This is a genomic window from Staphylococcus sp. aM, assembly GCF_052975125.1.
This window is the reverse complement of record NZ_CP121447.1, coordinates 1,216,935-1,240,432: the sequence shown is the minus strand read 5'-3', so window position 1 is coordinate 1,240,432 and position 23,498 is coordinate 1,216,935. Positions and strand designations below refer to the sequence as shown.

Annotated in this window: 23 protein-coding genes and 1 pseudogene; 1 reads left to right on the top strand and 23 read right to left on the bottom strand. The window is 31.7% G+C overall.

Translation table 11 applies throughout. The features are described 5' to 3' along the window. Position 1 precedes the first annotated feature (1 nt). The 7 genes from prmA to lepA form a co-directional block, all read right to left on the bottom strand. A complete protein-coding gene (gene prmA, locus P7F85_RS06145) occupies positions 2–940 on the bottom strand; it encodes a 50S ribosomal protein L11 methyltransferase (RefSeq protein ID WP_002465674.1) in 939 nt (312 codons plus the stop codon). 5 nt (positions 941–945) lie between these two features. After that, entirely contained in the window at positions 946–2,082 is a 1,137-nt protein-coding gene (gene dnaJ / locus P7F85_RS06140) for a molecular chaperone DnaJ (RefSeq protein ID WP_002465686.1), read from the bottom strand. A gap of 140 nt (positions 2,083–2,222) precedes the next feature. Continuing rightward, entirely contained in the window at positions 2,223–4,058 is a 1,836-nt protein-coding gene (dnaK, locus tag P7F85_RS06135; RefSeq protein WP_015364955.1) for a molecular chaperone DnaK, read from the bottom strand. Between the two features lie 55 nt (positions 4,059–4,113). Beyond that, positions 4,114–4,755, bottom strand: coding sequence for a nucleotide exchange factor GrpE (gene grpE / locus P7F85_RS06130; protein WP_002465679.1), 642 nt, complete (start codon positions 4,753–4,755; stop codon positions 4,114–4,116). Between the two features lie 30 nt (positions 4,756–4,785). Further along, positions 4,786–5,763 carry a heat-inducible transcriptional repressor HrcA gene (hrcA, locus tag P7F85_RS06125; protein WP_002465661.1) on the bottom strand — a complete coding sequence of 326 codons (978 nt, stop codon included), beginning with the start codon at positions 5,761–5,763 and terminating at the stop codon, positions 4,786–4,788. 101 nt (positions 5,764–5,864) lie between these two features. Further along, complete coding sequence (gene hemW / locus P7F85_RS06120; protein ID WP_002465684.1) at positions 5,865–6,998, bottom strand: radical SAM family heme chaperone HemW; 1,134 nt, start codon at positions 6,996–6,998, stop codon at positions 5,865–5,867. A 151-nt stretch (positions 6,999–7,149) separates the two neighbouring features. Further along, positions 7,150–8,973: a translation elongation factor 4 gene (lepA, locus tag P7F85_RS06115; RefSeq protein ID WP_002465655.1), complete on the bottom strand. Its 1,824-nt coding sequence runs from the start codon at positions 8,971–8,973 to the stop codon at positions 7,150–7,152. 332 nt (positions 8,974–9,305) lie between these two features. Here lepA and rpsT point away from each other — a divergent pair, with 332 nt between their 5' ends. Next, on the top strand, positions 9,306–9,557 hold the full coding sequence (rpsT, locus tag P7F85_RS06110; RefSeq protein ID WP_002451849.1) for a 30S ribosomal protein S20: 252 nt from the start codon (positions 9,306–9,308) through the stop codon (positions 9,555–9,557). 72 nt (positions 9,558–9,629) lie between these two features. Here the strand turns inward: rpsT and holA are convergent, their stop codons facing one another. From holA to P7F85_RS06030, 16 genes and pseudogenes are all read right to left on the bottom strand, one after another. Beyond that, positions 9,630–10,604: a DNA polymerase III subunit delta gene (gene holA / locus P7F85_RS06105; protein WP_002465668.1), complete on the bottom strand. Its 975-nt coding sequence runs from the start codon at positions 10,602–10,604 to the stop codon at positions 9,630–9,632. Between the two features lie 70 nt (positions 10,605–10,674). After that, on the bottom strand, positions 10,675–12,861 hold the full coding sequence (locus P7F85_RS06100) for a DNA internalization-related competence protein ComEC/Rec2 (protein WP_046464395.1): 2,187 nt from the start codon (positions 12,859–12,861) through the stop codon (positions 10,675–10,677). A 4-nt stretch (positions 12,862–12,865) separates the two neighbouring features. Then, positions 12,866–13,327, bottom strand: a complete 462-nt coding sequence (locus P7F85_RS06095) for a ComE operon protein 2 (RefSeq protein WP_002465657.1) — start codon at positions 13,325–13,327, stop codon at positions 12,866–12,868. An 84-nt stretch (positions 13,328–13,411) separates the two neighbouring features. Next, positions 13,412–14,036 (bottom strand): annotated as a pseudogene (locus tag P7F85_RS06090) (helix-hairpin-helix domain-containing protein). Between the two features lie 105 nt (positions 14,037–14,141). Then, on the bottom strand, positions 14,142–14,858 hold the full coding sequence (locus P7F85_RS06085; RefSeq protein WP_002465681.1) for a class I SAM-dependent DNA methyltransferase: 717 nt from the start codon (positions 14,856–14,858) through the stop codon (positions 14,142–14,144). A 2-nt stretch (positions 14,859–14,860) separates the two neighbouring features. Then, entirely contained in the window at positions 14,861–15,214 is a 354-nt protein-coding gene (rsfS, locus tag P7F85_RS06080) for a ribosome silencing factor (protein ID WP_002465663.1), read from the bottom strand. Further along, positions 15,215–15,799, bottom strand: a complete 585-nt coding sequence (yqeK, locus tag P7F85_RS06075; RefSeq protein WP_002465675.1) for a bis(5'-nucleosyl)-tetraphosphatase (symmetrical) YqeK — start codon at positions 15,797–15,799, stop codon at positions 15,215–15,217. It lies immediately after the preceding gene. Next, positions 15,789–16,364 carry a nicotinate-nucleotide adenylyltransferase gene (locus tag P7F85_RS06070; RefSeq protein ID WP_171001914.1) on the bottom strand — a complete coding sequence of 192 codons (576 nt, stop codon included), beginning with the start codon at positions 16,362–16,364 and terminating at the stop codon, positions 15,789–15,791. The genes yqeK and P7F85_RS06070 overlap by 11 nt, the downstream gene beginning before the upstream one ends. After that, entirely contained in the window at positions 16,361–16,651 is a 291-nt protein-coding gene (yhbY, locus tag P7F85_RS06065; protein ID WP_015364951.1) for a ribosome assembly RNA-binding protein YhbY, read from the bottom strand. Before yhbY ends, P7F85_RS06070 begins: the two co-directional genes overlap by 4 nt. Next, complete coding sequence (aroE, locus tag P7F85_RS06060) at positions 16,651–17,460, bottom strand: shikimate dehydrogenase (protein WP_015364950.1); 810 nt, start codon at positions 17,458–17,460, stop codon at positions 16,651–16,653. Before aroE ends, yhbY begins: the two co-directional genes overlap by 1 nt. An 11-nt stretch (positions 17,461–17,471) precedes the next feature. Next, positions 17,472–18,572, bottom strand: coding sequence for a ribosome biogenesis GTPase YqeH (gene yqeH / locus P7F85_RS06055; protein WP_002466210.1), 1,101 nt, complete (start codon positions 18,570–18,572; stop codon positions 17,472–17,474). Next, entirely contained in the window at positions 18,573–19,100 is a 528-nt protein-coding gene (locus P7F85_RS06050; protein WP_046464396.1) for a YqeG family HAD IIIA-type phosphatase, read from the bottom strand. A 24-nt stretch (positions 19,101–19,124) separates the two neighbouring features. Continuing rightward, complete coding sequence (gene mtnN, locus P7F85_RS06045; protein WP_002466220.1) at positions 19,125–19,811, bottom strand: 5'-methylthioadenosine/S-adenosylhomocysteine nucleosidase; 687 nt, start codon at positions 19,809–19,811, stop codon at positions 19,125–19,127. A gap of 324 nt (positions 19,812–20,135) precedes the next feature. Further along, on the bottom strand, positions 20,136–21,371 hold the full coding sequence (locus P7F85_RS06040) for an NRAMP family divalent metal transporter (RefSeq protein WP_002466218.1): 1,236 nt from the start codon (positions 21,369–21,371) through the stop codon (positions 20,136–20,138). An 11-nt stretch (positions 21,372–21,382) separates the two neighbouring features. Then, complete coding sequence (gene pxpA, locus P7F85_RS06035) at positions 21,383–22,135, bottom strand: 5-oxoprolinase subunit PxpA (RefSeq protein ID WP_002466216.1); 753 nt, start codon at positions 22,133–22,135, stop codon at positions 21,383–21,385. Further along, positions 22,135–23,496, bottom strand: coding sequence for an acetyl-CoA carboxylase biotin carboxylase subunit (locus P7F85_RS06030; protein WP_026088916.1), 1,362 nt, complete (start codon positions 23,494–23,496; stop codon positions 22,135–22,137). Before P7F85_RS06030 ends, pxpA begins: the two co-directional genes overlap by 1 nt. Between the last annotated feature and the right edge of the window lie 2 nt (positions 23,497–23,498).

Genomic DNA, 23,498 nt, shown 5'->3' with positions numbered 1-23,498 from the left:
ATTAGTCACTCACTTTCTGACCAACGATACAAACCCAACCGTTGTCATGTTGAACTGAAATAATTTTAAAACCTACACGCTTCATATGTGATTCAATATCTTCGTATTTTTCTTCAATAATACCGGAAGTTATAAAATAACCATCTTCATTGACTGTATTATAAGCGTCTTCTATCATTTCATCAATAATATGAGCTAAAATATTTGCAATAACTATATCAAAATGTTCTTTTTCATCTTTTAACAAATTGCCAGGAACTGCTTCGATCGCGTTTAAACAATGATTCTTTTCGAAATTCTCTTTGGCTACATTGACTGCCATCTCATCGATATCTAAAGCTTTAATTCTTTTAACACCAATCAAGTGACTTGCAATACTTAAAATACCTGACCCAGTACCTACATCGATTACAGAATGTTGAGGCTCTACAAAGTGCTCAATTGCTTTTAAACACATACTTGTTGTGGGATGATCTCCAGTACCAAAAGCCATTCCAGGGTCTAATTCTATACAAAGTTCATTTGCTGATTCTTTAGTATAGGTTTCCCAACTAGGAACAATCGTAAATGTTTCAGATGCTCTGAAAGGATGAAAATAATTTTTCCATTCATTTTCCCAATCTGCTTCTGCAATTGTTTGATGTGAAATATTTAAAATGTTCTGATCGATATCTTGTAGCGATAAAATGTCCTTCTCTATATTAGATAGCATTGTATCATCAAAGGTCATTTCATTAAAGTAAGCTTTTAATCTAACACCTTCTGATGGATAATCTTCGCTATTTAATTCGTAAATCTCGCCAAATTTATCTTCTGGTGGATTGATTAAGTCATTGGAATCTTCTATAACTACTCCATTTGATCCATAATTTTCTAGTATATCTGTAACCAAATATTCAACATCATGGTTTACTACGATTGATAGTTCCGTCCAATTCATTATTTTTATTCTCCTTTAAAGAATCTTTTTGCTTTATCTTTAAAATTAGATGGTTGCTCAGTTAATTCTTCACCATTTATATCTGCAAATTCTTTCATTAATTCTTTTTGACGTTCCGTCATTTTAGTTGGTGTTAGCACCTTAATATTAACAAATAAGTCACCATGTCCATATCCGTGTACATTTTTAATACCTTTATCTTTTAGGCGGAATTGTTTTCCAGTTTGTGTACCTGCAGGAATTGTTAATACGACATTACTATTTAAAGTAGGGATTTTAACTTCATCACCTAATGCGGCTTGAGGGAAACTAATATTTAAATCATAATAAATATCATCGCCATCACGTTTGAATACTTCAGAAGGTTTAACTCTGAAAACAACATATAAGTCGCCACTAGGACCACCGTTAACACCTGGAGAACCTTCGCCAGCAAGACGTATTTGTTGTTCATTATCAACACCTTCAGGGATAGTGACTTCTAATTTGACTGTTTTATTTTCAGTTCCTTTACCATGACATGTTGGACATGGTTCTTCAAACTCTTGACCGCTACCTTCACATTTAGGACAAACTTGTTCTGTTCTAACTCTACCTAGAATCGTATTTTGTTCTACTGAAACTGATCCTGCTCCGTTACAATAACTACATGTTTTCTTATTAGTTCCAGGTTTTGCACCTTCACCATCACATGTATGACAAGTGACATCTTTGCGAATTGAAATTTCTTTTTTACCACCGAATACTGCTTCGTCAAATGTGATAGTCATCGTATATTGTAGGTCATCACCTTTACGTGGTGCATTAGGATCACGTTGTCTTGAGGCACCGCCGAAGAATGAACTGAAAATATCTTCGAAGCCACCTCCACTAAATCCGCCAAAGTCGCCTCCGCCAAAGCCTTGACTACCGAAACCACCTTGAGCGCCAGCATGTCCGAATTGATCATAATTTGCTCTTTTATTATCATCACTTAACACTTCATATGCTTCAGATATTTCTTTAAATTTTTCATCTGCGCCTTCTTCTTTATTGATGTCGGGATGATATTTTTTCGATAATTTTCTGTAAGCTTTTTTAATTTCGTCTTTAGAAGCACCTTTACTTACTCCTAAGACCTCATAATAATCTCTTTTGGCCACAGTAACCTCTCCTTTTTATACTAACAAGATTAGTTTAACTAATTCATATTAACTATCCAAATAAAAAGCCAAAGCCAATGTGCAATTGACTTTGACTTTTTTAATAGCTTTGCAAGAAGTTAATTCAATTGAATTAGATATTATTTTTTATCTTCGTCATCTTTAACTTCTTTAAATTCTGCATCTTCAACAGTGCTATCTTGGTTTTGTTCACCAGCTGCACCTTGAGCTTGTTGTTGTGCTTGTTGAGCCTGTTGATATACTTTAGCTGATAAATCTTGAACAACTTTTTCAAGCTCTTCTTTTTTAGCTTTAATATCGTCGATATCTTCACCTTCAAGTGCTGATTTTAATGCATCTTTTTTATCTTCAGCATTTTTCTTATCATCTTCACCGATATTTTCACCTAAATCATTGATTGTTTTTTCTACTTGGAATACTAAACTATCTGCTTCGTTTCTTAAGTCTACTTCTTCACGACGTTTTTTATCTGCTTCAGCATTTTCTTCTGCGTCTTTAACCATACGATCGATTTCATCATCTGATAATGAAGAACTTGATTGGATTGTAATATTTTGTTCTTTATTAGTACCTAAGTCTTTAGCAGTTACGTTAACAATACCGTTTTTATCGATATCGAAAGTCACTTCGATTTGAGGTACACCACGTGGTGCTGGTGGAATATCAGTTAATTGGAATCTACCAAGTGTTTTATTGTCTGACGCCATTGGACGTTCACCTTGTAATACGTGGATATCTACTGCTGGTTGATTATCAGCCGCTGTAGAATATACTTGTGATTTTGAAGTTGGGATTGTTGTATTACGTTCAATTAACGTATTCATACGACCACCCATAATTTCAATACCTAATGATAATGGCGTTACGTCTAATAATACTACGTCTTTAACATCGCCAGTGATTACGCCACCTTGAATTGCTGCACCCATTGCAACAACTTCGTCTGGGTTAACACCTTTATGTGGATCTTTACCAATTTCTTTTTTAACTGCATCTTGAACTGCTGGAATACGTGTTGAACCACCAACTAAGATTACTTCATCGATATCAGAATTTGATAATCCAGCATCTTTCATAGCTTGACGAGTTGGTTCCATTGTACGTTTAATTAATGAATCTGCTAATTCTTCAAATTTTGAACGAGTTAAGTTGATTTCTAAGTGTAATGGACCACTTTCTCCTGCAGAGATGAATGGTAATGAAATTTGTGTTTGAGATACGCCTGATAAGTCTTTTTTAGCTTTTTCTGCTGCATCTTTAAGACGTTGTAATGCCATTTTATCTTGTGATAAATCTACACCGTTTTCTTTTTTGAATTCAGAAACTAAGTAGTCGATAATAACTTGGTCAAAGTCATCCCCACCTAGTTTATTATCACCTGCTGTAGAAAGTACTTCGAATACACCGTCACCTAATTCTAGGATTGAAACGTCGAAAGTACCGCCACCTAAGTCAAATACTAATACTTTTTGATCTTGTTCAGTTTTATCTAAACCATATGCTAATGCTGCTGCAGTAGGTTCGTTAATGATACGTTCTACTTCTAATCCAGCAATTTTACCAGCATCTTTAGTTGCTTGACGTTCAGCATCATTGAAGTAAGCTGGAACTGTAATTACAGCTTTTTCAACTTTATCGCCTAAATAACTTTCAGCAGTATTTTTTAAGTTTTGTAAAATCATTGCTGAAATTTCTTGAGGTGTATATGATTTACCTTCAATATCTACTTTATAATCTGTACCCATATGACGTTTGATTGACTGTACAGTATTTGGGTTAGTGATTGCTTGTCTTTTAGCTACTTCACCAACTTGAGTTTCGCCATTTTTAAATGCAACTACTGATGGAGTAGTACGTGCACCCTCAGGGTTTTGAATTACTTTTGGTTCGTCTCCTTCTAATACTGATACACAAGAGTTTGTTGTTCCTAAGTCTATACCGATTACTTTACTCATAATAAAATTCCTCCATTTTGATTAATCATTTTGTTCAATGTTTTTTCGCCAATTTTTATTGGTTTACTTTAACCATTGATGGTCTTAATACTCTATCTTTTAATTTGTACCCTTTTTGTAATTCTTGTGTGATAACACCTGATTCATATTCAGGATTATCATCTTGAACTACAGCTTGATGTACATTTGGATCAAAAGATTGACCTTCAGATTCAATTTCTTCAAGACCATTATCTTTCAGAGCTCTTAATAGGCTTTCATGTACCATTTGAACACCTTTTTGAAGTGATTTAAATGAATCATTATCTCCTTCAATTTGAAGTGCGCGTTCAATATTATCAATTGTTGGTAATATGTCAGTTAAGACGCCTTGAGCTTGATAGGTTTTATTGATTTTGTTTTCATTTTGAATTCGACGTTTATAATTTTCGAATTCTGCATATAATCTTAAATATTTTTCTTCATTATCATTTGCTAATTGTTGCAAACGTTCAATTTCTTGATCTTTTGGATCTACATTTTCATCATCTTCATTTGAAGCATCCTTTTTTGTCGCTTCTTCATTTGTTTCAACATCTTGCGAATTATTAGATTCAGTGTTTTCTACTGAATTAGATGCTTCTTCAGAGTTGTTTTCTGTTGTTTCTTCTGTTTGTGATTCAGCATTTTGTTTCACTGATTCGTCTTTTTCTGTCATTTTGTGCCCTCCAATACAATTCTAATTACATTACCAAATTTGGTTGAGTAATTGAATCACATTTTGATAATGCATCGCAGTTGGTCCAATAACCGCAATTTGACCTTTGAGTTTCTCATCAAAGTGATACTGAGTTGTTACGATGGATATATCGCTTAAATTTTCATCTATCTCTTTACCAATTTTTACATTGATATGAGATGTAGATATATCATCTAATAGCTCTACAATTCGATTTGATTCGATATATTGCAGGATGGGTTGAATTGAAGATACATTTGATTCATTCAATGCATCAATCAGTTTAACCTTTCCACCCATGTAAATGCTATTACTTTGATTGGAAATGTGTAAATTCATCATTTTAATTAGTTGTTTAATAAAATGAGCTTCATTTTGATCTTGTGCAAATCTATCTATCTCTTCAATCTGACCTTTAACTAACTCATCATATTGTTGTGACAAGAAGTTTGATATTTTATTTAATTCATCATTGGTTAAAGGTAGTTCGGATGTTAGATGCACATTTTCAACATGACCTGATGAAAATACGATAACCATAATCACTAAATGTGTATTAGCACGAATCAAATGAATATTATTTATAATATCTTGATTATGATTAGGACGAACAACCAACGTTGCATATTGAGACATCATTGATAATTCATTTGCGAAGTAAGACAAAGCAGATGATGTATCATAATGATTCTCAACCATTAATTGATTTAAACGTTGAATTTTGTTTGAATTTTGATGAGATGTTTGTTCTAATAATTGATTAACATAATATCTAAAACCTAATTCAGATGGTGAACGTCCCGAGGAAGTATGGACTTTCTCAATGAAATTCATATCCTCAAGTTGTTTCATTTCGTTACGTATCGTCGCAGGACTTACATTTAAATTGTGACGATCGATCAGTGTTTTAGAACCAATGGGTTGTCCATAATCAACATAATCTTCAACAATTGCATTTAAAATGCTTAATTGTCTATCTGTTATCATGTTTTCACCTCATTAGCACTCTTTTCTCTCAAGTGCTAATTATAATTTATCAAATTGGTCAAAGTAAGTCAATGTTAAAGCTCTAGAATTTTAAATTTATTTTAACTATTTAATAAAAATGCTTCAAAAACCTCATTACCAATGACTTTTCCTCTTTCGGTTAGATAAATATAATCTTGAGTTTCTTCAATTAACTTTCTATTTTTTAACTCAATAATAGTTTGACCAAATATTCGGTCGATCGTTGTATTAAATTTTTCATTGAATTTATTTTTGTTAACACCGCAATTTAACCTTAATCCTAGAAACATTTCTTCTTCCATTTGTTCGTTTGTAGTTGGACGTGTCTCTGTTAATATGGGTTCTTCTTGATTAGCAATAGCTTTTATATAGTGATTGACAGGATTTACATTTGTATAACGTACGCCATTTGTATAACCACTCGCTCCTGCTCCGAAACCATAGTATTCTTCATTTAACCAATATACCTTATTATGCTCTGACTCATGACCTTCTATAGCAAAATTTGAAATTTCGTATTGATGGAATTTTGAGTCTTCAATTTTATGCATTAAAGTCTGATACATTTCTGCGCCTAAATCTTCATTAGGCAATTTTAAATGACCTTTTCTATACATGTTATAAAATTGAGTTTTGGGCTCTAGAATTAATCCATAACTTGAGATATGATCAATATCCATTTTCATAGCTAAATTCAAACTTTTTTCAAAATCCTCTAAGGTTTGTTGAGGTAAATGATACATTAAGTCCAAACTAATAGATTCGATCCCGGCATCTCTAGCATTTCTTACAGCATCATAGATATCTTCTGTTTTGTGTGTTCTTCCAAGAATTTCTAACAATTCAGGTTTAAATGTTTGTACTCCCATAGATACTCGATTCACACCAAATGCTTTAAGTAATTTTACTTTTTCGAATGTTAATTCATCAGGGTTCGCTTCAAAACTAAATTCACCTTCAATAGTGAAAATTCTATTAATTGCTGATAAGAATTTATTTAATTGGTCTATATTGAGAGCTGTTGGAGTACCTCCACCTACATACATTGTTTTTAATTTCGTATTAGCATTTTGGGTACGTCGTTCCATCTCTAAAATTAATGCATCTAAATATTCATCAACTGGTTGCTTATCGATAAAATACTTGTTGAAGTCACAGTAAGTACATATGCGAACGCAAAAAGGTATATGAATATATGCGCTTTGTATTGTCACTTTAACTCCTCCAAAATTATGGTTTAAAATTATAAAAAATTAGAGGCGGGATAGAATTAGTTTCAGAAACATCATTCTTTTCCCACCTCAGTTCAAATACTTAGCTTTTTATATCTAACACAAATTTAAATAAGTGTTTACAATTTCAAGATTATTCTTCGTCCATTTTTAGTACTGCAAGGAATGCATCTTGCGGAATTTCCACGTTACCAACAGCTTTCATTTTAGCTTTACCGGCTTTTTGTTTTTCTAATAATTTACGTTTACGGCTAATGTCTCCGCCGTAACATTTAGAAAGTACATTTTTACCCATGGATTTAATGTTTGTTCGTGCAACAATTTTTTGACCAATCGCTGCTTGTACTGGAACTTCAAATTGCTGTCTTGGAATTAATGTTTTTAGTTTTTCAACTAATGCTTTTCCTCTATCGTAAGCAAATTCTTTATGCACGATAAAGCTTAATGCATCAACTTTTTCACCATTAAGCAATATGTCCATTTTAACTAGGTCACTTTCTTTATTTTCAATGAATTCATAGTCAAACGAAGCATATCCTTTTGTATTGGATTTAAGTTGATCAAAGAAATCAAATACTACTTCAGATAATGGAATTTCATAAACAATGTTAACTCGAATGTCATCTAAATAATCCATATTAACGAATTGTCCACGCTTACGTTGACATAGTTCCATAACTGCACCAACATAATCATTCGGCACCATCATAGTTGCACGAACGTATGGTTCGTATATCTTTTCAATTCTATCACGTTCAGGCATTTGCGCAGGGTTATCAACTGTAACTTCTGAACCATCTTTTAAGATACATTGGTAAATTACAGATGGTGCTGTCGCAATCAATTCAATTCCAAATTCTCGTTCGATTCTTTCTTGAATGATTTCCATGTGTAACATACCTAAAAATCCAGTTCTATAGCCAAATCCAAGTGCTTGAGATGACTCAGGTTCGAATTCTAATGAAGCATCGTTTAATTGTAGTTTTTCAAGTGCTTCACGCAAATCATTATAATTTTTATTATCAATTGGGAAGAGTCCACAATAAACCATTGGATTCATTTTCTTATACCCTTGTAATGGTTGTTCAGCAGGTCGGTTTGCAAGTGTAATCGTATCACCAACACGCGAATCATCAACATTTTTAATACTAGCAATAATATAGCCAACATCACCAACAGTTAATTCGTCGACTGGTAATTGCTTAGGTGTATTAATTCCAACCTCAGTAACTTCGAATTCTTTACCGGTAGCCATCATTTTAATCTTGTCCCCTGCTTTGACTACCCCATCTATAACACGAATAGATGAAATTACACCTCTATAAGGATCATATTCAGAGTCAAAAATTAAAGCTTTCAATGGTGCATCTGGATCACCATCGGGTGCTGGTACAACCTCAACAATCTTTTCTAGAATTTCTTCTATACCGATATTAGATTTGGCACTAGCTAGAACGACATCGTCTTGATCTAAACCAATCACATCTTCTAACTCTTGTTTAACTCTATCAGGTTCAGCTGCTGGTAGGTCAATTTTATTAACTACAGGTAATAGTTCTAAATTATTATCTAAAGCTAAATAAACGTTAGCTAAAGTTTGTGCTTCTATACCTTGAGCGGCATCTACAACTAAAATAGCTCCTTCACATGCTGCTAATGAACGAGATACTTCATATGTAAAATCGACGTGCCCTGGTGTATCAATTAAGTGGAATGTGTATGTTTCTCCATCTTTAGCTTCGTATTTTAAACGTACAGCATTTAATTTAATTGTAATACCACGTTCTCTTTCTAAATCCATTGAATCTAACAATTGATCTTGCATATCTCTTGTTTCAACTGATTTTGTATTTTCAAGGATTCTATCTGCTAGAGTAGATTTACCGTGGTCTATATGAGCAATAATGGAGAAATTTCTAATTTTCTCTCTTCTATTAAAACGTTCTTGCTTATCCATTGTATCCTTCTCACTTTCATATTAGTAACCCGTATTTGTATATCTTTGATATGATAACGTTTTTAAATTGCAATTGCAAACTTCTAATTAAACGTTTAAATAAATCAATTACTTTGATAAACTAATACTTATATTGGTTTAAGTATTATTAATGCATACTTTATTATAAAGTGTTACGAACTTAATTCCAATACTATAATGTGATATTCATTCATTAAGATACGCATTAAATAAATGATTGCACAAAGCTAGTACATTTGATAAAATATTTCTTGTTGTAATCAAATATAATTAAATTTGATAAGTTAGTTCACTTTTAGGAGGTGACAGTAATGCCAAACATTAAATCTGCAGTTAAACGTGTTAAAACAACTCAAACAGCTGAAGAGCGTAATATTTCTAAGAAAAATACTATGCGTACAGCAGTTAAACGTGCGAAATCAGCTATTGAGACAAATGCCGATAACAAAAATGAATTAGTAAGCTTTGCAATTAAGCAATTAGATAAAGCTGCTCAAAGCAACTTAATCCACTCAAACAAAGCTGACCGCGTAAAATCACAATTGATGAGCGCTAACAAATAATAATCAATAAAAGCTAGTTCACCTATTTGGTTGAACTAGCTTTTATTTGTGTATAGGTATTTAAACTCATAGTTATAATGATAAAATAAACAATTCTAATATAAGGTGTTTATCCATATATGAAGATTTCAATTTATAATCGGTTTCAGCACAAGAATTAATGATATTCAATAAGTCTTCCAATTGATAATGACGGACCTGACCTAATGCCAATTTAACCCTATAAGGATGAACATTGACTGTTTTAGCAATTTGTTGCCCGCTATAGCCTTTTTGATTTAAAATCTTGCATTGATAATACAACCTATAATTACTTGTAATAAGAGCAAGTAATTTAATTGGTTCTTCCTTCATATTTATTAAATCTTTAACTAATTGAATCGCTTTGTTTTTTTGACGCTTTTGAATATATTCAGTTAATAAAAACACATTTTGTTCCAAACTTCGATTAATAATTTGATGAACATCATCTTTATTGATTGTAGGTCTATCACCTAAAAATAACATGAGTTTATCTAGTTCTTGAGAAACAATATTAAAATTAACTCCTGTTAATTCTATAAACAAATTAAGTGCATCTTGTTTAATATCTTTATAATTCTCATTCAGTTTAGACTGTATCCATTTTTTTATTTCTTCTTCAGACATTTGCTCTACTTTTTTAAGTTGACCATTTTTTTTAAGTGCTTTAGTTAGTTTCTTTCGCTCATCTAATTTATTTTGGTAAACTTCAAATATTATAAGGTTATCACCATCATATTTCTCTAGGAATTCTATTAATTGGTCAGTATTTTGATTTAATTCCTTAGTTACTTTTTCTCCAGTAAATACGTATGCATTCTTAACTAAAATAGCCTTTTTGTCTGAAAAAAACGGCATAGTCAAAGTTTCTTCAATGATTGGTGTAATTTCTGTTTCGTATAAATTAAACTTTATAAAATTAAAGTCGTCTTTCTCTGTCTGTAAGTATTTATTGATCATTTCAGAACTTTTTTTCTCTACTAGGTCTGGCACTTCTCCATATACCGTAATGATATTATCAGACATATATTACACCCTTTCAAATTAGTTCACATTATAAAATTATATCATGATACAAGCATCAATCACTAGTCATTTAATTAGTTTGATTCGTAGTAATATTTAAATCTGAATTTAGCTTAACGGTTATCTCTCCATTTATTTGAGTATCATATACTTTACTACCATTTTCGTATAGTCTTTGAATCACTTCTTGATTAGGTAATTGATATTTATTACCTCTACCGCTCGATATGAGACTGATTTCTGGCTTGATCAACTCAATTAAATTCGAAGAACTACTCGTTTTACTACCATGGTGTGCTACTTTTAAAATATCAATTTTAGGTAATTGATAACGTTGTAGAAGTAACGTTTCGTTTTGAATAGTCATATCACCTGTTAACAATATATTTTTATGTTTATATGATAAAAGGATAACAATGGACTGCTCATTTTTATCATCACTATCTTTTATATATGTATCCAAAAATCGAAGTGTTGTATCTTTTAAATTTAGTGTATGTAATCGATTAGCGTCTAATACATTTATATGATTGGTATTACTGATTTTCTCTATATTATATAATTCTGATCTAGAAAAACTATCTTTAAATAAAATGATGTTCTTAATATTAATATGAGATGCTAAATAGGGTAATTCCCCCATATGGTCGAGATGAGGATGAGAAATAATAAGATAATCTATTTTAGAAATACCTTTTGATTTTAAACTCGGAATTGTTTTGTACTTCGAAATATTAAAGTTAGGTTGCTTATGATTTTCCGATCGTTTCCCTCCAGTATCAATCATAATATTTTGTTTACTATCAGTTTGAAATAATATACTGTCTCCTTGTCCGACATCTAACATAGTTAATTGCCCTTCAGTACTACTAGAGTAATATATGATAAGAAAAATACCCATACATATAATAAGCGTAGCTTTAATAAAATGCTTTTTAACAAATAAAAACAAAGATAGAAATGTGAATATCATAATAAAAATTAAGCTAATTGTACTAAGGTCTGGTACAAAAATTCTTAGATACTTTAACTTTAAAAATATAGATACTAAACAATCATGTAATTTAAAAATAACGCTAATAATAGCATTTAAAATACTTAAATGAATAGTAAAATGAGAAAGAATATAAAACAGAATAGCTAATGGAAATATAAAGAAACTATAAAAAGGTACAAAAACTAAATTAGAAATTAAACCAATCCATTGTATTTGATTAAAATGATAGATGCTAATGAGTAAGGCACCAAGTTGTGCAATAAATGTAACTTCAATTATTAGTTTTAATCCGGATAATTGTTTTAATAAAGGTGAGGATATCACTAGAAATAGTGAAATGAGGAATGAAAATTGAAAACCAATATCATAGACTATTTGTGGATTAATAAAAAACATTAAAATAAAAACGATAGACAACAATTCAAGTGGATTTATTTTTAAAGATTTAGGAAGTAAAAGTAAAATGATAGCAGCTAAAATAGCTCTAACCGCACTAGGGGCAAAATCGGTATATAAAGCATAAAGAGGTAAAAGTATAAGAAGTACTGACTTAATGATAATAATGGGCGTATTGAATCTAACAAATATCTGATATATCAAATATATTATTGCAGCTACATGTGAACCACTTACTGCAAGTAAATGATAAATACCTATTTCTTTTACATCTTCTATAAAAATTGGATTTAATACACTAGTATCTCCGGATATTAAGGCTAATATTCGATCATAATAAATATTATGAGACTTTTGCATTTGATTATGAATATAACTTTGATAATTAGTTATAAAAGAAAGAGTCTTGTTGGATTGACAACTGCTTAAATCGACTTGGCTAATAAATATAAATGGTTGAGAAGTATTGTTTAAAGAGAATTCACCTTTTATCAAACAGGTTTGATTTTCGATATTTATGGGTTTATTTATATCTTTGGTTTTATATATATACTTATATTTGTTTCCCTTCCAGCTAAGAATCCCCCTATATGACACCAATTTTTTATTCCACTTAATAATAGACACATTATCGATTATGATTCTATTTTTATATAGATATTGTTCTTCTTGATACTTTTTATCATTAGAAGTGTTTAATGTGACCAAACTTATTAAAATGAAGATAAATACGGCTAAAACATATCTTTTCAATAATTTCTTACGCATTAGTATAAATAAAAGACAACATAATATAAAAGTAGAGAATACACGGTTAGAAAACCATAGAATCCCTACTAAAAAAGATAATGCAATATAAAACAATGACTTAGCCTTGTGTTAAATATTGAGCTACATATTCAGGTGAGAAAGGTATTTTTTTGTACTCTATACCAGACTGATCTAATAACTGCATAGCATATTCATGATTATGATAATCTTCTGCATAGTATATAGTTTTAATACCAGCTTGAATAATAGATTTAGTGCAATTCAAACAAGGGAAATGTGTAACATAAATTGTTGCACCTTCTGTAGAAACACCTTGTTTTGCACATTGTAACAATGCATTCATTTCAGCATGAATAGTGCGAATACAATGTCCATCCTCAATTAAACACCCTTCATCTATACAATGAACTTCACCAGCAACTGAACCATTGTAACCACCAGCGATAATACGATTATCTTTCACAATCGTGGCACCTACTGATAATCTTTGACAAGTTGATCTTAATGCTAACAAGTGGCTTTGTGCCATAAAGTATTCTTCCCATTTGATTCTCTCCATGATGTTCTGTGCCTCCATCGTACATAATTAAAATAATAATTATAGCTTAATCATTTTAAAACGATATTGCAAATGCAATTATGATTAAACAGTAAAATATTCTTTGAGTTTTTCGAATGTTTTTGGACCAAAACCTTTGATGTTTTTCAAGTCATCTATACTATTAAATGATCCTTTTTGATTTTTAAATTCAATGATTTCTTTTGCTTTAGATGGGCCAATACCTGGTACTTTCATTAATTGTTCTTCTGTGGCTGAATTTAAATTAATAGGTGTCTTAGCTCCATCTCCACTTGTCTGTTGAGTTTGACTTTGCACTTGTTTAGCAATTGTTTCCCCTTTTTCAGGTACGTATATTAACTTTTGATCTATAAGTTTTTCTGAAAAATTGAGTTGCTTAGTATCGGCATTTTTTAATAATTGAGCTTTATTCAAAATATCAATCATTCTATCCGAACTATTCATTTTATATACATTAGGATGCCTCACTGCACCTTTAATATCTACATATATAACTTGATTATCTTTCTTTCCTTCCTCTTTATTAGTCGATTTTGCCATATTTGATTTTTTTTAAATTTTGCTTGTCTTTATCGACATAACTGTGAGTTGTAGATTCTATATAAGCTGATTTATCGTCCGATTGATTTGAATTCATAATATAAAGTAACAACAAAAATATTATCAGTGCACCAATAATAATATACATTTTGTTGTTGCCTATGTAAGTTTTAAATTGATTTAATTTAGATAACAAAAAATCACCCTTTCATACTAACTAACGCATGCCAGAGTGATTTTACTTTATTTAAATTTATTTTTGGGCTATAAAAAATAAGCGATCTGCTTGTTCATTATCAGAATTCATATCAAAATCGGTAAATGTTTTAATAATTTTGAAACCACATTGGTCCAATAATTTTAAATAAACCGATTTTTCAAATGTTCTTTGGTAGTGTTCTTCATCAAATCGTTGATATAAACCGTTCTCATGTTCAATAAAGAAGGACATTTGATGATATACGCTTAAAGGTTCTTCACCTCTAATTGCATCCCAACCTAAATACAAATCATCAGTTTCATCGATATAACTTTGATTATTAAATAGCGTGTTCATTTTTTCTACAGTATGAACATCAAAGATTAATAATCCTCCCTCTTTTAAATGGGAATAGACATGTATAAATGTGTTTTCTACATCTTCAAAAGTAGGCAAATAGTTTAATGAGTCGCAAAATATAGTTATGATATCAAATTGATGATCTAACTCAAAGCGTGTCATATCGCCTTCTAACCAATTTATTTGATTAGACTTTTGAGAAGCAATTGCCAACATATCAGAACTAATATCCATACCGTGAATGTTACCTAATTCATTTAGCATGCATGTAAGTGTACCCGTCCCACATCCAATATCAAGTATATCGGGATGATTGTGTGCATAATATTGAACTATATCGAACCATAAATGGTAAGGTTGATCTCGAGTAAGCTGATCATATACCAAGCTCATTTCTTCATATTGAGACATAATTAGTGAACAACCTGTCCATATGATTCAATTGGTGCATCTTGATATAATTTCTCGATATTATAATAAGGTCTTTCGTCTTTATGGAAAATATGAACAACCACATTGGCTAAGTCAATAAGTATCCATCTTGCATCTTGATAGCCTTCCATACGTTTCACATCAATATCTTGTTCATGAACTGCTTCTTTTACAGCCCTAGCAATGGATTGTACTTGACGTTCATTATTTCCGTGACAAACTACAAAGTAATCTGTCATATCACTAATTCCTTGCATATTAAGAGAAATAATATCTTCTGCTTTTTTGTTTTCTGCTGCATCTACAGCAATATTTAACAATTTGTCTGAGTTCATTTAATCATCCTTTATTCTTTCATCACTATAATTATAATAATTTAAACAAGCAATCGTAGCGCCATAAACCGTAATATCTTTTTGAATTAAAAACAACACTGTACGCTTAGAAATTTCATAAATTGTTTTATCTAAGCTACCTTGATTGTATGCCATATCTCTTATTTCTTCAACTCCTGGGGTCTTTCTACCAGGTTCTATATAGTCGGCTATAAACACTAATTTCTCAGTTTTAGTCATTTGTTGACGACCAGTTGTATGATATTTGATTGCTAAAAGAACTTCTTCATCTTTAACATCAAAATCATTTTCCATTATTGCAGAACAAACAGGTCCGTGTAGTATTTCGCCACCATAGCTTAATAAATCAGATTCTAATTCATATTGTCTAACCACTTGATACATTGTACTTAAATCATCGTATTTACAGTAGTCATGTAAGACACCAGCTAACTCAGCCTTATCTTTATCTCCATCATAAATCTCTGCTAATTTTACTGCTGTCTCTGCTACTCTTAATGAATGTTTATATCGTTTTTCAGGTAATTTTGCTTTTACTAATTCTTTAGCATTTTCAATTTTCATATAATCCTTCCTCTCGAATATAATGTTCAACACTTTGAGGAACTAATATTTGAATAGATTGTTTAGCTTTAATACGTTCTCGTATCATAGAGGAACTAATATCCATACGTGGAATTGTAATAGATATCATATTATCCTCAACCTGTTGTACTTCTTTTTCTCTATTAACAACAATAAAGGTAATCAATTGTTTTAATTCGTCGATGTTATACCACCGATCCAATTGATTATATTGGTCGGTTCCTATTATGAAATAAAAATCTGAATTGGGTTGTGAATGTATTAGAGATAAAAGCGTGTCATACGTATAACTTTGTCCTTTTCTTTCTATCTCTTCATAGCTAATTTTACCAAATCCTAGTGTATCAATGGCTAATTCAATCATTTTAATTCGTTGGGGTGCGTCCAAGAAATCTTTGTGATCTTTTAAAGGTGCCATATAACTAGGTAAAAAATAAAATTCATCCGGTTGAATTTTATGAAATACTTCACTTGCTACCATCATATGTGCAGTGTGAATCGGGTTGAATTGTCCACCATACAGAATTACTTTTTTGGGCATTATGGTAAAGTGATTTCTTTATTTTCTTGGGATTCTCTATACAAGACAATCATAGACCCGATTACTTGAACAATTTCACAATTAGTAGCTTCACTTAATGTAGTTGCAAGTTCATTTTTATCATCAAAATTATTTTGTAAAACATGGATTTTAATTAGCTCACGTTTTTCTAGTGTTTCATCAATTTGATTTACCATATTTTCATTAATACCACCTTTACCAATTTGGAAAGTGGGATCAGTATTGTGTGCTAAACTACGTAAATATCTTTTTTGTTTTCCTGTTAACATTATTTAACTCCTTTTAGTTTGTTTAAAACTGATTTTTTCATTGTCTTTATATCTGCTTGTAATCCAGTCCAAATTTTAAAACTTTCAGCTCCTTGATATACAAACATATCTAAACCATTATATATTGGGTTACCTTTGTTCTCTGCTGCTATTAAAATAGGCGTTTTATATGGTATATATACAATATCACTTACTAATGTCTCTGGGTTTAAGTATTTTAAATCAATAGGTATATCTTGATTATCATCCATACCTGCAGGTGTAGTATTGATGATAATATCAAATTCATCTAAATGTGATTCCGCTTGTTCGAGTGAAATTTGATTGACCTCTAAATCCCATGTCTCAAAGCGTTTCATCGTACGGTTAGCAACGGTTAATTTGGTATTAACAAACTTAATGAGTTCATTCGCTATTCCCTTACTAGCACCGCCAGCACCTAATATTAAAATATAAGCATTTTCTAAATCATTATATACTTGTTTTAAGCCTGTAACATAACCTATCCCGTCTGTATTATAACCTATCCATTTTCCGTCACGAATTAATACAGTATTAACTGCACCAACAGAAGATGACTGCGCATCAATTTCATCTAAATAAGGTATAATTCTTTCTTTATGTGGAATAGTGATATTGAAACCATCTAAATGTTTTTCTTCAATAATCTCTCTGATATGTTTAAAATTTTCAATTGGAACATTAACAGCTTCATAAGTAAATTTTAAATCTAACGACTCAAAATTTTTGTTATGCATTAGTGGTGATAAGGAATGTGAAATTGGATCTCCAATTACTGCAAATTTCACGTTTATCCCTCCTATAAAATTGAATTTCTTAAGATGACATCTACATTTTTAGGGACTCTAACAATCACTTTTGCACCAGCATCAATCGTTATAAAGCCTAAACCAGAAATCATTACATCTCTTTTCTCTTTACCAGTTTCTAAACGAACTGCTTTCATTTCACTCATATTAAATTGGCTAGGATCATGAGGGGGTGTTAATAAATCGCCAATATGATTCTTCCATAATTCATTTGCTTTTTCAGTTTTTGTTCGGTGTATGTTTAGCTCATTAGAGAAGAAGCATATTAAAGGTCTTTTACCGCCTGAAACATAATCAATTCGCGCTAAACCACCAAAAAACAGTGTTTGGCCTTCATTTAATTGATATACACGTTGTTTTATTTCTTTTTTAGGCATAATTAATTTTAATTCTTTTTCAGTTACAAAATGAGTCATTTGGTGAGATTGTATTATTCCTGGCGTATCAAACATAAAGGACTTTTCATCTAATGGTATATCAATCATATCCAAAGTTGTACCTGGGAATCTTGATGTTGTAACAACATCTTTTTCACCTACACTTAATTCGATAAGTTTATTAATTAATGTTGATTTGCCTACATTAGTCGTACCGACAATATAAACATCCTCTTGGTCACGATACTTATTGATTGAATATAATAAGTCTTCGATGCCTTGCCCTTTTTCGGCAGAAATAAGTACAACATCTTCGGCTTCAAGTCCATATTTTTTAGCGGCACGTTTCAACCATTCTTTTACGCGACGATGATTAATTTGTTTTGGAAGTAAATCCATTTTATTAGCGACTAAGATAATTTTTTTATTACCTACAATTCGCTTAATCGCATTGATAAATGAACCTTCAAAATCAAAAACGTCTACAACATTTACTACAATACCCTTTTTATCAGATAAACCTGTTAGTAAATTAAGGAAATCATCGCTGTCCATGCCCACATCTTGAACTTCATTATAGTTTTTTAGACGAAAACATCTTTTACAAATAACATCTTCTCTAAATAAATTGTGTTCTGGAACATAACCAGGAGCATTCTTATCCTCTGATTGCAAAGGTGCTCCACAACCTATACATTTTAATTCTTCACTCAATCAATTTTCCTCCCACTTGATATAACCTTTTTTTTTAAAGTGATTTAATAATCTTCTTTCAATGAGTCGATTAAATTTAGTGATAAATCCATCTGTTCTTTTAACAGGTACTACCATAATTGTATATAAACCATTACGATTACCACCAAAAACGTCGGTTAACATTTGATCGCCAATGACAACTGTTTCATTAGGTTTTATATTCATTTGACTAATTGCTTTTTTAAATGCTTTTCCCATCGGTTTTCTGGCTTTACAAATAAAATCCACATTTAAATCTTTTGAAAATTCGCCTACACGTTGTTCATTATTATTTGAAACGATTGTAATTTGAATCCCTTTTTCTCTTGCTTCTTTGAACCATTGCTTTATTTGTTCAGTAGGTGCCACAACATCCCAACCTACTAACGTGTTATCTAAATCTGTAATAATACCTTTTACACCTGTGTCTGCTAATTTATCTATATTTATTTCGAATACTGATTTAACATATGCATTAGGCATAAAATAATTTTTAATAATACCCATTAATCTGTCACCTTTACTCATTTATTATAATTTTTTTACTAATAATTCTACCATTTCACTTGAAGAAACTGCAGCCTTACCTAAAAATTCCTCAAACGTCATATCCGCTTCACCATTTGCTAAATCAGATACTGCTCTTGTGATTATAAAAGGAACTTTAAATTGATAACATACTTGTGCAATTGCTGTTGCTTCCATTTCAACTGCCATAGCGTCTGTAAATCGTGATTTTATTAATTTACGTTGTTCTGCACTACCTATAAAACTGTCGCCACTCACTATCAAACCTGTTTTAGCATTTAAATGTTGTTGTTGAACCACTTCAACAGTTTCACTTAATAATTGTTCATTAGCTTCATATTTTTCAGGCATTTGCGGAATTTGTCCTAATGCATATCCAAATGCAGTAGCGTCAGCATCATGATACGTCACATCATTGCTGATCAATACATCACCAATTTCTAGACTTTCATCTAATGCACCGGCAGAACCAGTGTTGATAATGTATTTAGGATTAAATTTTTCGATGAGTAGTGTTGTTGAAATTGCAGCATTGACTTTACCTATACCACTTTGAGTAATGACAACTTCTTTATGATTAAGTTCACCTGTATAAAATTTAACATGTGCAACTGTAATTTCACTTAAATTCACTAATTTATCTTTTAAAATGGCAACTTCTTCTTCCATTGCACCAATAATACCAATCATTATTGTCCCACCTTACTTATATTATACTAGCATTTGTTATTCTATCACATTTTCATAATTTCAACGATACTACTCGCATTAAAAACGCTACCTATATATTACAAAAATAAAGCGCTAATACTATGAGGAGACATGACAAAGTAATTCATCGCTCGAACTGAGACAAAACAGTTCTCCGAAAATAGGATTGTTTAATAGGTTAACTATACCAAGTCAAAGTTTTAACATTTGACTTTTTAATCATCTATAATCCTATTTACTTTTATCAGGACCTCATTGTATTAACGCCCATTAATTATTTAGTTATTAAACAAAAACTATTATTTAACCTTTCCATAAACTTGCTAAATCTTGTAATGAAAAGATACCAGTTAAAATTGTAACGATAACAGCTACAATACCGAATACTAACATCCATGTAGGGTGTTTATAATCGCCAACAATCGATTTCTTTCTACTTGCAATTAAAATGACAGATAGTGTAATTGGTAAAATCCAACCGTTAATCACACCTGCGATTATAAGTAAACTTACAGGTTTACCAATGAATAAGAAAATGATTGTTGAAATAACTATAAATGTAATAACAATTAAATTATTCTTGTTGAAAAGTGATTTGTGCATTGTTTTTAAGAACGTAGCACTAGTATAAGCTGAACCGATTACTGAAGACATTGCTGCTGCAAAAATAACAACACCAAATATATTTTTCCCAATAGGTCCTATAGCATGTTCAAACACTGACGCTGGTGGGTTTTCAGAACTAAGAGTAACACCAGTTACAACAACACCTAATACTGCTAGGAATAATAATGTACGCATCACACCCGTAGTTAAAATACCTGCAATAGCTGAATGGTTAACAAATGGTAAAAATTCTTTACCTTTGATACCAGAGTCCAAAATTCTGTGTGCTCCAGCAAATGTAATATAACCACCTACTGTTCCACCCACTAATGTAATTATAGGTAAAATTAATTTGATTGGATGTTCAGGTGCGAAAGTATGTACCAAGGCATCTCCATATGGTGGATTAGATACAACCATGACATATGCTACGATTAATATCATAACGACACCTAAAATCATAGATACGACATCCATAATTTTTTGACCACTTTTACTAACAAAAATCAAAATTGAAAAGATAGCAGTAATCGCTGCACCCCATTTTACATCTATACCAAACATAGCGTTTAGTCCTAGACCTGCACCGGCGATATTACCAATATTAAAGGCTAATCCACCGAATGCAATTAAAACAGAGATAACTGTTCCAAGACCAGGAACAATTTTATTGGATACCTCTTGTCCTCTTAAGCCAGTAACAACAAGAACTCGCCAGATATTAATTTGTGCACCTATATCTATTAATATAGAAATTAAAATCGCAAACGCGAAACTAGCATAAAATTGTGCTGTAAATACTGCCGTTTGAGTTAAAAAGGCAGGTCCAATAGCTGACGTTGCCATTAAGAAAACTGATCCTAGCAATAATCTTTTATGATTTCTAGTGAATGTTGCTTTCCCATTATTGTTTGATGATAATTTTTCTCCCATATTAGAACCCCCTATAAGGACTGAATATCAATGCCTTCTTTCGTTAATTTTTCCCTAATTTTAGTTACAAATTCTAAAGCATGCGCACCATCGCCGTGAACGCATATCGTATCTGCTTGAAGTGTGATTTCTTTATTATTTTTAGATATAACTTTATTTTCTGTTACCATTTTAACGACTTGATTTAATGCTTCGTCAGAGTCAGATATCACAGCATCAGGTTCTTTACGACTAACAAGTTGGCCGTCATCTTCATAACGACGGTCTGCAAAAACCTCAGATGCAGTTTTTAAGCCTAATTTTTTAGCCTCTGATATGAGTAATGTATTAGCCAAACCAACAAATACCAACGTTTTATCAAAGTCATACACTGCTTGTGCAATCGCACTTGCAATTGACTTATCTTTAGCACCCATTTGGTACAATGCACCATGTGGTTTTACATGATTCATTTTCACATCATGAATCTGACAAAAGCCATTTAGCGCCCCTAGTTGATAAACTACAATGTTATATACTTCTTCAGGTGACATATCTAATTTACGACGACCAAAGCCTTGTAAATCAGGTAAACCTGGATGTGCTCCAATGCCAATGTTATGTCTTTTTGCTAATTGAATCGTTTCATTCATCACATTGGCATCTCCAGCATGGAATCCACACGCGATATTGGCTGAAGTGATTAGTGGAAGTATGTCTTTATCTCCACCAAAAGAATAGTTACCAAATGCTTCTCCTAAGTCACAATTTAAGTCTATTTGCATTATAAAGTCACCCCTTTAATAATTTGATGTTTTTCTAGGAATTTTATATCTACATTCCTAGCATCACCATCTGCATATGCAGGATAATTGAGTACTGCATATAAGAAATCAGCAGTCGTTGTAAAGCCGTCAATGACCATTTCATCTAACGTCACTTTTAATTTTTGGATTGCACTACTTCTATCCGCACCTTTAACAATTACTTTGGCTACTAATGAATCATAGTAAGGAGAAACCTTGTAACCTGGATAAAGCAGAGAGTCTACTCTGACGTTAAAACCTTGTGGTAAATGCAAAGCATTAACTTTACCCGGTGTAGGTTGGAATTGTTTTTCCGGATTTTCAGCATTTATTCTAGCTTCAATGACGTGACCGTTAAATCTGATATCTTCTTGTTTAAACGGTAACTCATCATGTTGTAATAAATAAAGTTGTGCGACTAATAAATCTCTATCCGCACGCATTTCAGTTACTGTATGTTCTACTTGAATTCTCGCATTCATTTCAATGAAATAATGTGCATCTTCAGTAACTAAGAATTCAATTGTTCCTGCACTTCTATATTTTGATGCTTTTGCTACTTTAACCGCATCTTCACAAATTCGTTCTCGTCTTTCTTCTGTAAGTGCAGCACATGGAGATTCTTCTATTAATTTTTGATTTTTTCTTTGTACTGAGCAGTCACGTTCACCTAAATGCACAAAGTTATCTTTACCATCACCAATAATTTGTACTTCAACATGTTTAGCAACTGGTATAAATGCTTCGACATATACACGATTATCGTTGAAATATTTTTCCCCTTCACTTTTGGCTTCTTTGAATGCCTTAGCTAATTGTTCACGTTCTTTAACAATTCGTATACCTTTACCACCACCGCCACTAGCAGCTTTTAAAACAACAGGATAACCAATATCTTTAGCAAGTTCTTCAATTTCTTCTACTGATTTTACTTCGTCAGTAGATCCAGGTATCACTGGTACGCCAGCGCCATCTACTGTTTGTCTAGCGGTTATCTTATCTCCCATCATTTCCATAGTAGTTTTATTGGGTCCTATAAAATGAATATTATTATCTTCAACTGCTTCAGCAAATGAAGTTGATTCTGATAAAAAGCCATAACCTGGGTGTATTGCATTTGCACCACTTACCTCAGCGGCTCCAATTATTCTTGGAATATTTAAATAGCTATCAAGAGGGTTTGCTTCACCAATACATATAGCTTGATCTGCTAACCCTACATGAAGACTATCTTCATCTCCTTTAGCATAAATTGCTACGGTTTCGATACCCATTTCTCTACAGGCACGAATAATCCTTACAGCAATTTCCCCTCTGTTTGCAATTAAACATCGATACATCA

Coding starts and splice junctions, on each gene's coding strand:
- dnaK (WP_015364955.1), bottom strand. CDS start 4,058: ATGAGTAAAGTAATCGGTATAGACTTAGGAACAACAAACTCTTGTGTA.
- holA (WP_002465668.1), bottom strand. CDS start 10,604: ATGTCTGATAATATCATTACGGTATATGGAGAAGTGCCAGACCTAGTA.
- rpsT (WP_002451849.1), top strand. CDS start 9,306: ATGCCAAACATTAAATCTGCAGTTAAACGTGTTAAAACAACTCAAACA.
- mtnN (WP_002466220.1), bottom strand. CDS start 19,811: ATGATTGGTATTATTGGTGCAATGGAAGAAGAAGTTGCCATTTTAAAA.
- hrcA (WP_002465661.1), bottom strand. CDS start 5,763: ATGATAACAGATAGACAATTAAGCATTTTAAATGCAATTGTTGAAGAT.
- lepA (WP_002465655.1), bottom strand. CDS start 8,973: ATGGATAAGCAAGAACGTTTTAATAGAAGAGAGAAAATTAGAAATTTC.
- P7F85_RS06040 (WP_002466218.1), bottom strand. CDS start 21,371: ATGGGAGAAAAATTATCATCAAACAATAATGGGAAAGCAACATTCACT.
- pxpA (WP_002466216.1), bottom strand. CDS start 22,135: ATGCAAATAGACTTAAATTGTGACTTAGGAGAAGCATTTGGTAACTAT.
- yqeK (WP_002465675.1), bottom strand. CDS start 15,799: ATGAAAATTGAAAATGCTAAAGAATTAGTAAAAGCAAAATTACCTGAA.
- prmA (WP_002465674.1), bottom strand. CDS start 940: ATGAATTGGACGGAACTATCAATCGTAGTAAACCATGATGTTGAATAT.
- P7F85_RS06085 (WP_002465681.1), bottom strand. CDS start 14,858: ATGTCTCAATATGAAGAAATGAGCTTGGTATATGATCAGCTTACTCGA.
- P7F85_RS06050 (WP_046464396.1), bottom strand. CDS start 19,100: ATGGGTATTATTAAAAATTATTTTATGCCTAATGCATATGTTAAATCA.
- grpE (WP_002465679.1), bottom strand. CDS start 4,755: ATGACAGAAAAAGACGAATCAGTGAAACAAAATGCTGAATCACAAACA.
- yhbY (WP_015364951.1), bottom strand. CDS start 16,651: ATGTTAACAGGAAAACAAAAAAGATATTTACGTAGTTTAGCACACAAT.
- rsfS (WP_002465663.1), bottom strand. CDS start 15,214: ATGAACTCAGACAAATTGTTAAATATTGCTGTAGATGCAGCAGAAAAC.
- P7F85_RS06095 (WP_002465657.1), bottom strand. CDS start 13,327: ATGGAGAGAATCAAATGGGAAGAATACTTTATGGCACAAAGCCACTTG.
- P7F85_RS06030 (WP_026088916.1), bottom strand. CDS start 23,496: ATGTATCGATGTTTAATTGCAAACAGAGGGGAAATTGCTGTAAGGATT.